12 protein-coding genes and 1 tRNA gene are annotated in these 15,661 nt (G+C 33.3%); 7 read left to right on the forward strand and 6 right to left on the reverse strand.

Going from position 1 to position 15,661, the window contains the following annotated elements; translation table 11 throughout:
• Positions 1–131: 131 nt before the first annotated feature.
• Positions 132–218: transfer RNA gene (locus WCG23_02560), tRNA-Ser, on the reverse strand.
• A 110-nt stretch (positions 219–328) separates the two neighbouring features.
• Here WCG23_02560 and WCG23_02565 point away from each other — a divergent pair.
• Both WCG23_02565 and WCG23_02570 read left to right on the forward strand, forming a co-directional pair.
• Positions 329–1,306, forward strand: coding sequence for a metallophosphoesterase (locus WCG23_02565; protein MEI8388748.1), 978 nt, complete (start codon positions 329–331; stop codon positions 1,304–1,306).
• Between the two features lie 149 nt (positions 1,307–1,455).
• Positions 1,456–3,090 (forward strand): diguanylate cyclase, encoded by a 1,635-nt coding sequence (locus WCG23_02570; GenBank protein ID MEI8388749.1) that lies wholly within the window; start codon positions 1,456–1,458, stop codon positions 3,088–3,090.
• Here the strand turns inward: WCG23_02570 and WCG23_02575 are convergent.
• Positions 3,083–4,183 (reverse strand): mannose-1-phosphate guanylyltransferase/mannose-6-phosphate isomerase, encoded by a 1,101-nt coding sequence (locus WCG23_02575; protein MEI8388750.1) that lies wholly within the window; start codon positions 4,181–4,183, stop codon positions 3,083–3,085. The genes WCG23_02570 and WCG23_02575 overlap by 8 nt on opposite strands.
• Positions 4,184–4,496: 313 nt before the next feature.
• Here WCG23_02575 and WCG23_02580 point away from each other — a divergent pair, with 313 nt between their 5' ends.
• Positions 4,497–6,251 carry a SulP family inorganic anion transporter gene (locus tag WCG23_02580; GenBank protein ID MEI8388751.1) on the forward strand — a complete coding sequence of 585 codons (1,755 nt, stop codon included), beginning with the start codon at positions 4,497–4,499 and terminating at the stop codon, positions 6,249–6,251.
• Positions 6,252–6,456: 205 nt separating this feature from the next.
• The gene (locus WCG23_02585) at positions 6,457–8,961 is read left to right on the forward strand and encodes a DUF3536 domain-containing protein (protein MEI8388752.1); all 2,505 of its coding nucleotides are present in this window, start codon (positions 6,457–6,459) and stop codon (positions 8,959–8,961) included.
• A 10-nt stretch (positions 8,962–8,971) separates the two neighbouring features.
• Here WCG23_02585 and WCG23_02590 read toward each other — a convergent pair whose 3' ends face one another.
• From WCG23_02590 to WCG23_02605, 4 genes are all read right to left on the reverse strand, one after another.
• Positions 8,972–9,268, reverse strand: coding sequence for a hypothetical protein (locus WCG23_02590; protein ID MEI8388753.1), 297 nt, complete (start codon positions 9,266–9,268; stop codon positions 8,972–8,974).
• A 100-nt stretch (positions 9,269–9,368) separates the two neighbouring features.
• Positions 9,369–10,817 (reverse strand): pyruvate kinase, encoded by a 1,449-nt coding sequence (gene pyk, locus WCG23_02595; protein ID MEI8388754.1) that lies wholly within the window; start codon positions 10,815–10,817, stop codon positions 9,369–9,371.
• A gap of 33 nt (positions 10,818–10,850) precedes the next feature.
• Positions 10,851–11,612, reverse strand: a complete 762-nt coding sequence (locus WCG23_02600) for a 7-carboxy-7-deazaguanine synthase QueE (GenBank protein ID MEI8388755.1) — start codon at positions 11,610–11,612, stop codon at positions 10,851–10,853.
• Positions 11,613–11,632: 20 nt separating this feature from the next.
• Entirely contained in the window at positions 11,633–12,700 is a 1,068-nt protein-coding gene (locus WCG23_02605; GenBank protein ID MEI8388756.1) for a DnaJ C-terminal domain-containing protein, read from the reverse strand.
• A gap of 258 nt (positions 12,701–12,958) precedes the next feature.
• On the opposite strand from WCG23_02605, the gene WCG23_02610 reads away from it, so the two are divergent.
• The 3 genes from WCG23_02610 (at position 12,959) to purU (ending at position 15,648) form a co-directional block, all read left to right on the forward strand.
• A complete protein-coding gene (locus tag WCG23_02610) occupies positions 12,959–13,693 on the forward strand; it encodes a hypothetical protein (protein MEI8388757.1) in 735 nt (244 codons plus the stop codon).
• Between the two features lie 83 nt (positions 13,694–13,776).
• Positions 13,777–14,757 (forward strand): hypothetical protein, encoded by a 981-nt coding sequence (locus WCG23_02615; protein MEI8388758.1) that lies wholly within the window; start codon positions 13,777–13,779, stop codon positions 14,755–14,757.
• 24 nt (positions 14,758–14,781) lie between these two features.
• A complete protein-coding gene (gene purU, locus WCG23_02620) occupies positions 14,782–15,648 on the forward strand; it encodes a formyltetrahydrofolate deformylase (protein MEI8388759.1) in 867 nt (288 codons plus the stop codon).
• Positions 15,649–15,661 lie beyond the last annotated feature (13 nt).

Below are 15,661 nucleotides of genomic sequence, written 5' to 3' on the forward strand. Positions count from 1 at the left end.
AAAACTATGTCATTCTTCGGGCTAAAGCCAGCTGAATGACAAATTGGAAAATAATAAACAGCTTGCTTGACAAGGCGGTTTTGATTTTAACAATACAGCTTCTTAGTTTTTCCAATGACAAAAAATAAAAAAGGAGAGGAAGGGATTCGAACCCTTGTGGCGCGGACGCCCATTCGCTTTCGAGGCGACGCCAATCGACCGAACTCTGGCACCTCTCCAATTTCTGTCTTTATTATATAATCAATTTTACTTTCATAAAAATTGGTTATCAAGTGTTTCTTTTGTTAAGATTATAATTGTAATAAGTAAAAAATACAGAAAGATTCACATGTTAAAAATAAATAAAACCCTTACAAAATCAACCTTTTGTTTTGTATTATTTTTTCTTTTTATTACTGTTGTTGCAGCACATCCGCTTGATTTATTTAAATTTAACGAAATTACGCTGGATTTGGTACAAATAAGTGACGTACATCTTGACAGCAACGCAAAAGGCGGATCCAAAAGAATGCTGGAATATTCCGCTGATTTGCTTAAAGATGCAATATCTCAGGTTAATAATTTGCCTGAAGCAAAATTAGTTATTTTTTCAGGAGATATTGTCAATCATTCAAGGAAAAACGAGTTTTTGAATTTTTTAAATATCACAAACGGTTTGAGGATTCCATGGTATTATGCAGTTGGAAATCACGATGTAGGCATATTAGGCGGAGTTTCAAAAGCTGAAATAACTTGTTTATTTGATAAAGGCTCACATTGTTTAAGCAGAGATTCCCTTTATTACTCCTACAGCCCGAACAAAAACTTCTTAATTCTTTTTATGGACGGTGTAATTGACAACGAGATTACCGCTAACGGTTATTTCCCAGACAAAGAACTTCATTGGCTAAATATTCAGCTCAAAAATAACCCTGATAAAAAAGTAATAATTGTTCAACATTTTCCTGTTGTTGAACCCTATAAAAGTATTACTCACAAAGTTCGCAATGCAGATGAATATCTTAACATTATTGATAAATACAGTAATGTTATTGCAGTATTAAGCGGACATTATCACGCTACAAAAATCACACAGCGAAAAAATGTTCTTCATATTAACACGCCTTCACTTGTTGAGTACCCGAATGCTTTTAGAGAAATAAAAATAACAAAGTTGAATGACAGTACAAAATTCGAAATAAAACTTATTGAAACAAATCTAAAAAACATTCAGGTAATAAGCAAAGGTCTTTCAAAGAATCATACGCTTGAAGAGGGTAAAGATTGCGACAAAAATACTGTAATAATAATAAAAAATCAAGGGTAGGCTTTTGATTAAAACTGGTACAAAAAGATTAATTTTAAAAGCTATTTTTGCATAAATTCAAAATTATTATATAATTTTAAATGTGTAGAAGTATTTTTGGATACTAAAGAATTTAATTTAGTACAACTTATGGTAAGTGAGAAATTTAATTGACCGGTTTCAATAGACAAGACGATTTAATAATTAATAAAGTAACTGAATTGCAAGAAGAATTAATTCAGTTAAATAAACTTTTTGAAATTTCAAATATAACAAATTCTGTTTCCAGTATTAACGCGCTTGCTGAACAACTTTTGAATTTTCTTAAATTGAATTTTGATATAAAAAATGCTGCGTTTTTTATATTGGATGAGAACAAATATAGTATTATTTCTTACGAAAATATAATTTCACCAAATTCTTATGAGTTTGAAAATCTCGGTGAAGGGATTTGGCACATAATCGAAACCGGCAAACCTATAAAAATATTAAATGAAGAAGGAAAAAATATTTATTTTCAGTTCTTTGAGTCATATAATCTCTTTAATCTTGGTTCCTGCGTGTGGTTGCCTTTTGTTAATGAAGGAAAAATTCTTGCCATAATTTCTCTCGGCTCTAAAAAATCAGGAGAACCTTTTACTAACAGCGAAATTATTTTTCTAAACAAAATAATTCAGTATATTGCTCCTATAATAAACAAATTTCAAAACATTAAAGAAAAAGAGTCCAACTTGGTTTACCTCCAAAAAACTCTTCACAACATATCGATTCTTTATAATATCGGTCAGGCACTGAATTTTATAGATGATTTAAAGAAATTAATTCAAATCATCCTCGCAAAAGCAATTCAAACAATCGGTGCAGAAAAAGGTTCTTTAATGCTTTATGATTCAGAAACAGAAGAACTTATCATAAAGGTTGTTTATGGTCTTCCTGATAGAGAAATTGAAGACAAAATAAATGAAGGTCTTATCGAATGCACAAAAATCAAAATAGGAGAAGGGATTGCAGGAGAAGCTTTTGCTCACAAAAAGGCTATAATTACTAATCTTGGCTCCGATGACCCAAGATTCTTTCAATCAGACCTTTCTAACGTCACTTCACTCCTTTGCTTGCCATTAATAGTAAAAGATGAAGCAATAGGAGTTATAAACATCTCTAACAAAAAAGATAAAAACTTATTTAATCAAGATGACCTTGATTTTATGGGTGCTCTGGCAAATCAGGCAGCTATTGCAATAAGTAATGCACAACTTTATAAACTTGCAATTACTGACAGCTTGACCAAGCTATACACCAGAAGACACTTTGAGTATATTCTCGATAATGAACTGAGAAGATCTCAAAGATATAAACATAATATGACTCTTTTAATGATGGATATAGATAATTTTAAAGCTATAAACGATACCTATGGACACCAAATAGGCGATGAAACACTTAAACAAATCGCTGGTGTTATCTTAAGTACCTTAAGAAAAATGGATATGCCAAGCCGCTACGGTGGAGAAGAATTTGCTGTTATTTTACCGGAAACTCATAAAGAAAATTCAAAAAAAATCGCTGAACGTCTTAGAAAAAAAATCTCAAATATTCTTATAAGAACAAAAGACAAGCACGAAGTTTCTCCTACAATCAGCATAGGTCTTGCCTCGTTCCCTTTTGATACGGAAGATCGAAGCGATATTATCGGGTTTGCAGACAAAGCACTTTATTTTGCAAAGGATAGCGGTAAAAATTGTGTTGCGGAATATACCCCTGAAGGCTGTATTCTTCTCTGTAATGAGGATGGATGTTCTATTTAAAACCTGTTTCTAATTTATCAAAAACGGTTTTAACATCTTGGGTTCTTGATTTATCACAAACCAGAACGGCGTCTTCTGTTTCTATTATAACTAAGTTTTTTACCCCTATTGCAGAAACAAGCCTGGAGGTACTATAAATATAAGAATCCTCTGTGTTTACGGCTATTACATTCCCTTTTATGAAGTTTTTGTTGGTATCTTTTTCCATAACATCATAAATCGCTTCCCACGATCCAAGATCATTCCAACCGCAGTCAACCGAGATAAGCGCAATTTTATCGGATTTTTCCATAACTGCATAATCTATTGATATTGATGGAATTGCCTGATAACTTTCTTTTTCAATAAAATCACCTGTCAAATCAAGTTTATTCAGCCCTGCAAGCACGTCAGGAGCATTAATTTCCATTTCTTTAAGCATTGTTGAAGCTTTGAACATAAATATTCCGCTGTTCCAAAAATAATTTCCCGCTTCAATATATTTTTCTGCCGTTTCAAAATCAGGTTTTTCCTTGAATTCATCGACTTTATAACCTGATAAATTTTCATTGTCGGCAAGTTCAAAAGACTGGCAAGATAATTTTAAGTCATTATTTGTTTTTATGTAGCCGTAACCTGTTTCCGGTCTGGTCGGTTTTATTCCGAAAGTTACGATATAACCGTTTTTGGCAAGTTCAATTCCTGATCTTACAGCATTTAAAAAGGCTTCGTTATTTTGAATAAAATGATCTGAAGGAGTTACAAATATTATAGGATCAGAATTTTCTGTTTCGCTGTTCCTGATAAACAAAGTCGCCAAACCTATTGCAGGCGCGGTATTTCTTCCTACCGGTTCTCCCAATATTTTACATTCATTATTATCAATCTCTTCGAGTTGGTTTTTTATTTCACTCAGGTGAAGATTATTTGTTACAGTAATTATATTTTTTGCAGGAATTACATCAATAAGCCTCAAAAAAGTTGATTGAAAAAGCGAATTTTCTCCGATTAATTTCAGTAACTGTTTTGGATAAACTTCTCTACTGAGAGGCCAGAGTCTGCTTCCGCTGCCTCCTGCCAGTATCACGCCAAAAATATTTTTATTTTCATTCATTTTTTTAAAAATCCTTTATTATTGAGTATATTCTAACTTAATGAATTTTTTTATCAACTATTCTTATATTCATAACAGAAAGAAAATAAATTTAAGATTATATATTTTAATTTAATAAATTTTGAATTTTTTTTAGTGCTAAAATTAGTGCTGAAGAGGCAATTATTTCAAAGAAAAATTACTCTATTAAAGGAATTGTTCAACCTCAATTGGCTATTTCAATTTCTATACAAAAAAAACAACTCAAATAATAGTTATGTAGCTTTTATAAAGCTCTATAAAACATGTTAAATTTCAGAAAGGACAAAACTAAATGTTTTCCTCTTATTTGCCATTTTCAGCCCTAAGAGATAAATTTAATGAAGGCTACTCATTAAAAGACTTTAGATCAGATGTTATAGCCGGAATAATAGTTGCTTTAATTGCTATGCCATTGGGTATGTCCTTATCTATTGCTGTAGGACTGTCTCCCCAGTACGGATTGTACACTGTAATAATTGCAGGATTTGTAATTGCACTTTTAGGCGGTTCAAGATTTCAGGTAAGCGGGCCTACTGCTGCTTTTATTGCAGTATTGTTACCGATAGTTCAAACCAAAGGATATGTTGGTCTGGCATTGTGCGGTTTTATTGCGGGAATAATACTGCTTATAATGGGTTTTTCCCATTTTGGCAAGGTTATTCAATATATTCCCTACCCTGTAACTATTGGCTTTACTTCAGGTATCGGGTTTATTATTTTTACTATCCAAATAAAAGATTTTTTAGGATTAAAAATTAATTCAATTCCTATTCATTTTACAGAAAGAGTCGCTTCTTATATAGCTCATATTCATAGTTTTTCTTTAGCAGAAAGCCTTATCGGTTTATTTACTTTAACAGGTTTAATTCTATGGAGAAAAAGTCGGATAAAATTCCCTGCACCTGTTGTTATATTACCGATTATGACGCTTATAGTGTATTTATTAAATCACTTTGTTCCTGATTTACATGTGGCGACTATATTAAATACTTTTTCTACCAAAATAAAAGGAAATGTAATACATGGAATTCCGCAAGTTTTACCTGAATTTAATATAGGCAAAATTTTTATACAGAGTCATATCACACAATATTTTACCAATATTGAAATGTTTAAAGACCTGATTATGCCGGCATTTACTATCGCAATACTTGCCGTTACGGAGACACTTTTGTCTGCTGTTGTGGCAGATGGAATGACAAATACCAGACATGATCCAAACGCAGAAATAACAGCACTTGGCTTTGGTAATATTTGTTGCGCTTTATTCGGAGGGATTCCCGCTACAGGCGCAATTGCAAGAACTGCCGTAAATATTAAATTTGGTGCTAAGTCGCCTATAGCCTGTATAATTCATTCCCTGTTTACGCTTGTTTCTGTTTTGTGTTTTGCTCCAATTATTTCAAATATCCCTATGGCCTCTCTTGCCGCATTATTAATGTTGGTTGCTTATGATATGGCTGAAATCAGAAGAGTTTTACGAATTATAAAAGTAGGGACTAAAAGCGATATAATCGTTCTGTTCAGCTGCTTCAGCATTACAGTACTGTTTGATATGGTAATTGGCGTTACTATCGGGCTTATTTTAGCCTGCTTAATGTTTATAAGAAGAATGTCAGAAGTCTCCAGCGGAAAAATGATTGAAATAAATAATATTCATTCCTCATCATTAGATATTCCTAAAGATGTATTTATTTATAAAATTAATGGTCCTTTATTTTTCGGTTCGGCAGATAAAGTTATAAATATAGTGGATAGTTTCATAAAAGACGTAAATTATGTGATTTTTATAATGGATACAGTGCCAAGCATGGACATTTCGGGTTTTATTTCATTAAAAAATACGATCAAGGACTTGCAGGATAATAAAAAACATGTTGCCTTTGTCGGATTGCAAAAACAGCCTTTAAGATTTTTCAAAAAATCAAACTTAATTACTGAAAATTCAGTTGTAAAAAATTATAAAACGCTGGAGGAAGCAATAAATTCAGGCAGAGCTGAAATTAATAACAGCCTGAAACCACAAGAAATTCTGATTGGTCAATAATTTTGCCTGTTTAAAATTATTATTTGCAGTATTCACGGCTATCTATCAATTAAGATTAAAGATTTTCTTCTTGCGGAAAAGATTTTTTGATTTTCTTTGTAATCAAATGTAAAATAGTTTTATAATTATAAAATTACTGTCTATAGCATATAAAAATAAAAGAATACGGCTCAGATAAACAGACGATTAATAACGAGATTTATTTATGTCAGATAAAAAACATTTTTTAACTATTCACGGGCATTTTTACCAACCGCCGAGAGAAAATCCCTGGCTGGAATCAATAGAACTTCAGGACAGTGCGCTTCCTTTTCACGATTGGAATGCCAGAATCGCACAGGAATGCTACACTCCAAATTCGGTTTCCAGAATAGTCAACTCTAAAAATCAGGTTATTGACATAGTCAACAACTATGAGCTGATAAATTTTAATTTTGGTGCGACTCTTTTGTCATGGCTCGAAGTCAATGCACCAAAAACCTATGAAAGAATAATAAAAGCCGATCAAAACAGCGCAAAAAAACATTCGGGACACGGAAATGCCATTGCGCAAGTTTATAACCATATGATTATGCCGCTTTCTAACGAAAGAGATAAATATACGCAGATGATATGGGGGATTAAAGATTTTCAGCATAGATTCGGTCGCTTCCCTGAAGGAATTTGGCTCGCGGAAACTGCTATTGATTACGATACATTAAAAGTACTGGCAGATTGCGACATAAAATATACAGTTCTCTCTCCTTTTCAATCGCAAAGGGTAAAACCAATAAAAGGCGACGGAAACTCATGGACAGACGTAAGCTGGGGAAATGTAGACCCCGGTCAAGCATACAGGTGTTTTTTGAAGGACGGAACTGACAGGCATGTTGATTTGTTTTTCTATGATGGTTCTGTTTCCAAGTCTGTAGCTTTTGATAATCTCTTAACAAACGGAGATGCTTTTATAGGACGAATGAAAGACGGAGTTTCTTATGCAAGAAACTATGACCAGCTTGTAAATATAGCAACAGACGGCGAAAGCTACGGTCATCATACAATGCTGGGGAATATGGCTTTGTCCTACGCTCTTAAGAAAAAAATTGAACAGTCAGGCTTAATTTTAACCAACTACAGCGAGTTTCTTGAGAAATATCCCCCTGTAATGGAAGTCGAAATAAAACCTGTTTCCTCATGGAGTTGCAGCCATGGCGTCGGTAGATGGATGGAAGACTGCGGTTGCTCTACAGGTGCAGATTCCGGCTGGAATCAAAAATGGAGAAAACCTCTAAGAAAAGCTCTTGATTGGTTAAGAGATGAATTAATGGTAATTTATGAAAAAAATGCCGCCAAATATTTAAAAGACCCGTGGAAAGCAAGAAATCGCTATATAGACGTAATCCTTGACAGAAATAAATCAACAATCGAACTTTTCTGCGCGCATGAAGCCTCTAAAAAGCTTAACCAAAGCGAAATGGTGAGCGTAATGAAACTTTTAGAAATGCAAAGATATGCAATGCTTATGTACACAAGCTGCGGATGGTTTTTTGCCGATATTTCAGGAATTGAAACCGTACAAATTCTTAAATATGCCGCAAGGGCAATGCAAATTGCAGAAGAATTTCAGGAAATCGACCTTGAAACAAAATTTCTTCAGATTCTTTCAGAAGCTTGCAGCAATATTAAAAAATTCGGTTCAGGAAAAGATATTTACATGAAGTTTGTAAAACCTTCGATAGTTAGCGTTAAACAGGTAGTAAGCCACTGGGCAATAAGCTCTCTGTTTGAAGAATACGAGAAAGAAGCCGAAGTTTACTGTTATAACATAAAAACTCTTGATTATAAGAAAGCAAAAAAAGGAGATACAAGGCTTATAATAGGCAGAATTGAAATAAATTCGAATGTTACGTTTGAACAGCACGACATGATTTTTGCCCTGCTGCATTTTGGCGGAGAAGATTTTCATTGTGTAATCAGAGGTTTTGCAGGAAAACTTGAATACAACAAGATTAAAGACAACCTGATTGAAAAATACAATACTCTGCCTCTTACTGAAGTTATTAGGGGGCTTGATGAGTACTTTGGCAAAGAATATTTTACTCTTAAAAACCTGTTTATAGAAGAACGTCGAAAAATTATTAATATTCTTATTGAAGATAAACTTGAAGAGTTTGCAAGCACCTATAAAAATCTCTACGATGAAGCCAGAGGTCCTATTATGCAGCTCAGCGAGCTCGACCTTCAGATTCCTGAAGAATTTAAAATTGCAGCTGAATATGCTTTAAGCAATTCCTTTAACTCGCTTATTCTGGATGCTGATGATATTGAAAGTATTGACCTGCTTCAATCTTTGGTAGATATAAGCAAAGATGCAAGCAGGATAGGCATACAGCTTGATACAAAACCGACTAAAGAAATATACAGCGAATATGTCACAAATAAAGTTGAGATGCTTGCTGAAAGTAATAAAATTAAAGAATTCGAATCGCTTATAAAAGTATTAAATATGATTGATAAACTTGATTTGAAACTCAATTTTTCAGAAGCTCAAAATTTTTATTTCAGCAATATTTATGCCAAAATCCCTCAGCTTATAGAAGATTTAAAGAATTCCAAAGATCTTGCAGAGGATAAAAGGTTTATTGCCACTATATTAACGCTTGGAGAAAAGTTGAATTTCACGGTAGAAGAGTATACAGGCAGTTTAAATAAAGCAACAGCCCATATATAATTATGAGCTGTTAATCGGTTTCTAAATCTTTTTTATACTTATTTATTATAAATTCAGCTATTGCTCTCTGTAACATAGGCTCAGCCACCCTAAAATACTCCATCGCTATACTTAATCCACTGTCTTCATCATACCACCTACGGAATAATACAACAGGCACTTCTTTAACTTCAATGTTTAATGATTTTGCTTTATTGATAATAGCTTGTGCAACTTTTTTTCTCATAAACGGACTCGATTTTTCCAAATAGTCCATGGCAAGACATATTACGGGATCCTGATCGTACCATCTCTTTAAAAAATCCATTTTCTTCCAACCTTTATTATCTCTAACATTTATTATACATATATTCCCTTTTTGGTAAAACAAGTAACAAAAATTTTCGAGTTTATTGAAACTTTAATATTTAATTAATAATTCCTATAGATCCGAGCTGATGAATTCTCAGAAAATTTGTTTTTCCTGCGGTTATACAGGGAAGACCTCCTGTAATAATTACTTTATCTCCTGAATCGAGAAAGGTTTCTTCTATCAATATTGAATCAATTTCTTTAAGCATTTCTTCGGTAAAATTTGGCTGAAGATTCATCTTATAGGGATAAACACCCCAGAAAAGATTTAATCTCCTACAAATTTGTTCATCATCAGAAATTGAAATTATAGGAACCGTTGGTTTTGACTTTGACAAAAGCTTTGCGGTATAGCCCGTTCTTGTAAGTGCAACGATTGCACTAATTTCAACCTCAGGAATCATTTTAATAACAGCAGAAACAATTGCTTGAGAATCAAGTTCATACACATCATCGCTGATTTTAGGAACTTTGTTAAAATGCCCCAAATTACTTGCTTCGACATTTTGAGAAATTTTCACCATCATTTCGACGGCTTCTGTCGCATACTGCCCTACAGCAGTTTCTCCTGAAAGCATAACAGCATCAGTCCCGTCTATAATCGCATTTGCAACGTCACTTGCTTCTGCTCTTGTAGGAAGAGGTTGTTCAATCATTGATTCAAGCATTTGAGTTGCAGTTATTACAGGTTTTCTATGGAGATTGGCTTCATGTATGATTGATTTTTGGACTAGTGGAACAAGTTCAGGAGAAATTTCAATCCCAAGGTCGCCTCTGGCTACCATTACACCATCCGAAACATAAATAATAGAAGCTAAATTCTCTACTGCCTGCGGTTTTTCAATTTTGGCAATGATAGGTATATTCCCGTTAAATTGCTTTACATAAGCCTTAGCAGCGATTATATCTTCTTTATCACGTACAAAGGAAAGGGCAAGATAATCAACATCGTTTTCAACAGCAAATTTTATATATTCTACGTCTCTGTCTGTGATCGCAGAAACACTTTTAGATGCGGAATTAGGTATATTTAATCCTTTTCTGGATTTTAACAATCCGCCTCTAAGAACTCTTGTTTTTATGCTGTCAGAATATATTTCCTTTACAACCAGTTCTAATTTTCCGTCATCTAAAAGAAGGTGGTCTTCTTTTTTAACGTCTTGTATTATCCCTGCATAATCCACAGGAATAACATCTGGTTCATTACTTTCCACGCCGGGTTTTAAAATAATTTCTTCGTCATTTTTCAGATCTACAGGTTCTGACAGTGTTCCAATCCTTATTTTTGGTCCTTGAAGGTCAAGAATAATTGCAATGTATTCTTTCAACTCTTTTGAAATTCGTCTGATTTTTTCTATTCTTGCTCTGTGAATTTCCGGTGTTCCGTGAGAGGAATTTATCCTGAAAATCCTTGCTCCTGATTTTATAAGATCGGCTATTTTTTCATCACTTTCGGAGCTGGGACCAATTGTTGCCACTATTTTAGTTTTTATAAAAATTGTCATTAAGTTTAGTTTCCTTTTTTCTAATTTTTTTCCTTATAACAAATCAAGGAATTTATGTACTTGCGGAATTACCCTCACATCATTTAATTTTTTCAGAAATTTTTCCTGAATTTCCAGAATATTTCGTGAAGAAAGCAAAAGTTCTGTATTTTCAGAGCTTACAGGCTGCAAAATAAGCGGAATTTGTTTCTCAAAACTTTTCATAAAGTTTGATATTTCATTAATTTCTTCATTTGAAATTCTGCCCGTAATTACTGCCTTTGCAAAAATCTCTTTATTGTATTTTTTGGCTGTTTCTATGAACTTTTTATGTTTTTCAAAAGGAAACTCATCGCCTGTCGAGGATTTCAATTTTAAATCCATTGAAATTATGTCTATATTTTCCATGATTAGTACTAATTCGTCAATAAGAGTCCCGTTTGTTTCCAGATAAATTTTTATTTTGGGAAATAAATTTTTAAATTCCGTCAGAAATTCTTTTAAGAAAGCACAATGTAAAAGCGGCTCCCCGCCTGTAAGACTTATGCTATGATGTGAAATTTCGTTTAAATCAGAAATTTCTCGAATAAGCTGCACAGCAGAAACAGGATTTTTAAGTTTTTTAAACTGCTCATTCTCAGAAGGAGAGCAAATTACTTCTAAATTGCAGAATTCTTGTTTGTCAAAAGGGGTATCGCAATAATCACATTTGAGATTGCATCCCGCAAACCTTATAAAAATTTGCCGACAACCAATATAAGGCCCCTCGCCTTGAATTGATGAAAATATTTCAATTATATTTGCATTTTTAGCCATTTTTTTAAAAAAATTCTTCCTTAATTAAAAACTATACCATCTCTGGGATTAAATTTTCGAATTTTTGCAAGTTCTAAATAAAGCTCTTTTTCCTTCTGCGTAAGATTAGATGGAATTTCAATTCTTACGGTTACAAGCTGATCTCCCCTTTTAGCCGTATTGGCATCAGGAATCCCCTCTCCTGAAAGACGAAATCTTTGCCCTGCCTGTGTTTCTGGAGGAATTTTCATACTTAGCTGTCCATCTATGGTGGGAACAAATATTTCTGCTCCCAAAGCTGCTTCTGTCGGGGTAATGGGTATTTCACAAAGTACGTTAAGATTTTCAAATTCAAATATTGAATTTTTAATTATACTTACAACAAGAAAAAGATCGCCGTTTGCCCCGCCGTTTTGTCCCTGATTTCCTTCTTCGGCTATTCTTATTTTTGAACCTTCCGTAACATTAGCAGGAATTTTAACAGAGATTTTTTTGTGATTTGAAATCTCACCATTACCTTTGCATGAAGGGCATTGGATATTATTCAAGTATCTTTTGCCTCTGCATTTAGGGCAACTTTCTGTATGAAGTATATTAATCTTTCTTATAGTGCCATTATGAGCCTCAACAATTGTAATACTTACGTCTACCGTTATATCATCGCCTTTTTTAGACTCGGGTTTCGGGGGTTCTTTCTGTTTTTCTTGAGACGGCTTAGGTTTTTGTGTTTGTCCTTTTTCAAGTACTTTATCAACAAAATCGGAAAACATATCTCCAAAAGGGCGTTTTTCTGTTTCCGGCTTTGGTTTTGCGGAAGATTTTTTTTGTTCCGAATAAGCCTCAGAAGCCTGTTTTTTGGCTTGTTCACTTGTATTTGACTTTTTTTGACTTATTCCTCTTAAAAGATTATATTGTTCCCTGCGTGTTTCATCGCCTAAAACAGAATAGGCTTCGCCGATTTCCTTAAATTTTTCTTCACTGAGTTTGTTTCCCTGATTGGTATCAGGGTGATATTTTCTTGCAAGAGACCTGTAAGCTGATTTTACTTCTTTTTTATCAGCTGAAGAATTTATGCCGAGTATTTTGTAATAGTCTTTATCCTTATTCAAAAAAACAGTCCCCATTAGATACTTTTTCTTATTAAACATTTTACTAATTTCTTTTATATAATCCAATAATCCTAAAATATGATGTTGCTCAAGCAGGTAAATGAATTTTTTTATAGACTTAGTACAATCATCTTGTGCCTAAAACCGTGTAATATTTGTATATAAAGGATTGACTTGACAGATTTAAGTTATACGATAAAAAATAGAAAAATGTACTTTCATGGTTTTGAGGTATGTCTAAAATTAGGGTTTTAAACAATGCCTGAAATTTCTTCCCAAAATATAACACCAATAGTAAATGTTAAGGTTGATAATACCGCTAATAATACTGCGGGATTTAGTCGTGCTTTGACAAACAAAGAACATACAGCAGAAACTGACGCACAAATTAGATTCACAAATCCTGATATGTTTTCTTCAGAAACGGCTCAAAAAAATAAATCCCAGATACCGTCACCTCTTGAAAACTCATTAAAAAACCAGACGACGCTTCAAATGTTGCCTTCAAAAATGGCTGATGAGCTTATGTTAATTCAGCAAAAAGTAGACAAAAATAAACAAATATTTATTGATATCAGCGATAAACTTGCTGCTATTTACGGGGAGAAAGAAAAAGACGTTAAAGATAAGCTTTCTGATGTGTTCAAAAAGCTTGTTTTGCGGCCTTTTAATCTGGTTTCCGAAATAGATACCTCTATGGGACAAAAAGAACACAATAAAGAAAAAAAATTAAAAGACAGAGAACCTGAAAAACAAAGTCACAAAGTAATTGAAGCTCAAAAAAAATTCTCTTTTAAACAATGGATTAATTATAAATTACTTGAAATAGCGGGAGAAATTTTAAATTTAAAACGCAAATTTGCAGCCGGAATTAAAAGAAAAAAAAATAATATTAAAAGGGCTGTTTATAAAATGTTTAAAAATTTAAAAGGACAAATAGTCTCTACACTTAATAGAATAGACTCTTTGCTTGAATCCGATTCAAAAAAATAAATCAATTAAAAAAAGGATTAAAAAGAACTACGATATATTAGATAATTAATTCATGATGCCAAAATAATATAGATTCGGGGAAAATGAAAAAATTTTTCAATATAATGTTTGTTCTTTTAGCATTCCTTTCCTGTTTAGGATTAAGAGAGGAAGCAACAGCTTTATCGGCAGGAAAAATGATTGTCAGCCCTGTAAATGTCCCGACCGTTCAGTCAAGCTACGGGGTTTATCCTAATACAGTCGACATGATAGCCAATGACATAATTAATTCAATAAACAAGTATTCGAGTTTTGACGTACCGGACCTTAATTCTGCCAAGGATTTGATAAAAAGCTACGGTTTATCAAAACGTTATAAAGAATTTCTCATGAATTATCGTGATAACAGAGTTGTTGATTATGAAACCTGTAATTTAATCGATAAAAGACTGGGCGTTGATAAGATTTTATTAGTTTCAGGCGGATTTGATATTCAAAATATGTTTTTAAACAGGTCGGGAACTAATAAAAATTCCAGCATTTCTGCCGCTTTAATACCCGTATTTAGAATGTTTTCCAAAGACCTGGTTGCTGTTATGTTTCCTTTTTATTTTTATAGCCAGTATAAAGACAGCAACCTTAACGAAGAGCCTATAAATCCCTATTACAAGCTTAATGTCCAGCTTGCATTGATAGATACTAGTACAGGTCTAGTTGTTTGGGAAAAATCATACAATCAAGACATGCCTGCTTCTGATTTTGGAAATCCAATAAATTCTTTCGGCGAAAATATAATTTCTTCAGGAAAATTGAAAAAATTCTCTGAAAATATAGCAAAAGAAACTTCTTTTGAAGTCTTTATGGCGACAAAAAATTCTGATTATACCTCAGTAAAGAGCAGTATAGTTTCATCTCCGGAACAAACAAATAATACAGTAAAAGCCGTTGATAAAAACAAAAAAACTTCACCGGCAGACGAAAAAAAGATAAAAGTTAGCCCCTCTTCTCCTTCAGGTAATAACTATCTGGAAAACAAGAGAAAAGAAAGTTATAAAAAATGGGCAAAAGAGCAAGTAAAAAAATAAAAATATTTTAGCAGGTTCACATAAATGCCAATAAACAAAAAAAAATATGTTTTAACAATGATATGTCCTGATGCATCAGGTATTTCCGCAAGTGTGCTGAATTTTATTTATGAAAATAACGGATTTATAACTTCTTCTTATAATTATGGAGATCCGACAACAAAGAAATTTTTTATGCGAACTGTTTTTCAGGGTTCAAACTCAAAATTTGCAAAACTTGAAGATATAAAAGTCAAATTCAAACCTATAGCCCAAAAATATCAAATGCAATGGGAAATTAATGATTGCGGAAAACTCCCCAGAGTTTTAATAGCTGTTTCAAAATTCGGACACTGTTTAAATGACTTGTTGCATAAAACAAAATCAGGTCAAATTCCTATGGAAATTGCAGCGGTTGTATCAAACCATACAGAAATGAAAGATTTGGTTGAATGGTACGGGATAAACTACTTTCATCTTGCTTCAACAGGTCAGAATAAAGCTGAGAACGAAGAAAAAATCCTTCAGCTTGTTGATGGGCTGAGAATAGACCTTATTGTTCTGGCAAGATACATGCAGATATTATCGCCTAAAATGTGCGAAGCCTTAAACGGTCGCTGTATAAATATACACCATTCGTTTTTGCCCAGTTTCAAAGGAGCAGCTCCTTATACACAGGCACATGACAGAGGTGTTAAAATTGTCGGAGCTACCGCTCACTACGTAACATCTGACCTTGATGAAGGTCCGATAATAGAACAGGCTGTTGAAAGAATTGATCATACTTATACGACGGATGATATTGCAATGACAGTCAGGGATCTTGAGACAGTAATACTTTCAAGGGCTGTAAAGTGGCATGTGGAAAGACGAATCCTGCTTAACAATTCCAAAACAGTTGTATTCAGGTAAACTGTCTGTGACG

It is taken from the genome of bacterium, assembly GCA_037147175.1.
Lineage (GTDB): Bacteria > Cyanobacteriota > Vampirovibrionia > Gastranaerophilales > UBA9971 > UBA9971.

Coding starts and splice junctions, on each gene's coding strand:
- WCG23_02565 (MEI8388748.1), top strand. CDS start 329: ATGTTAAAAATAAATAAAACCCTTACAAAATCAACCTTTTGTTTTGTA.
- WCG23_02575 (MEI8388750.1), bottom strand. CDS start 4,183: ATGAATGAAAATAAAAATATTTTTGGCGTGATACTGGCAGGAGGCAGC.
- WCG23_02580 (MEI8388751.1), top strand. CDS start 4,497: ATGTTTTCCTCTTATTTGCCATTTTCAGCCCTAAGAGATAAATTTAAT.
- WCG23_02585 (MEI8388752.1), top strand. CDS start 6,457: ATGTCAGATAAAAAACATTTTTTAACTATTCACGGGCATTTTTACCAA.
- WCG23_02590 (MEI8388753.1), bottom strand. CDS start 9,268: ATGGATTTTTTAAAGAGATGGTACGATCAGGATCCCGTAATATGTCTT.
- pyk (MEI8388754.1), bottom strand. CDS start 10,817: ATGACAATTTTTATAAAAACTAAAATAGTGGCAACAATTGGTCCCAGC.
- WCG23_02600 (MEI8388755.1), bottom strand. CDS start 11,612: ATGGCTAAAAATGCAAATATAATTGAAATATTTTCATCAATTCAAGGC.
- WCG23_02610 (MEI8388757.1), top strand. CDS start 12,959: ATGCCTGAAATTTCTTCCCAAAATATAACACCAATAGTAAATGTTAAG.
- WCG23_02615 (MEI8388758.1), top strand. CDS start 13,777: ATGAAAAAATTTTTCAATATAATGTTTGTTCTTTTAGCATTCCTTTCC.
- purU (MEI8388759.1), top strand. CDS start 14,782: ATGCCAATAAACAAAAAAAAATATGTTTTAACAATGATATGTCCTGAT.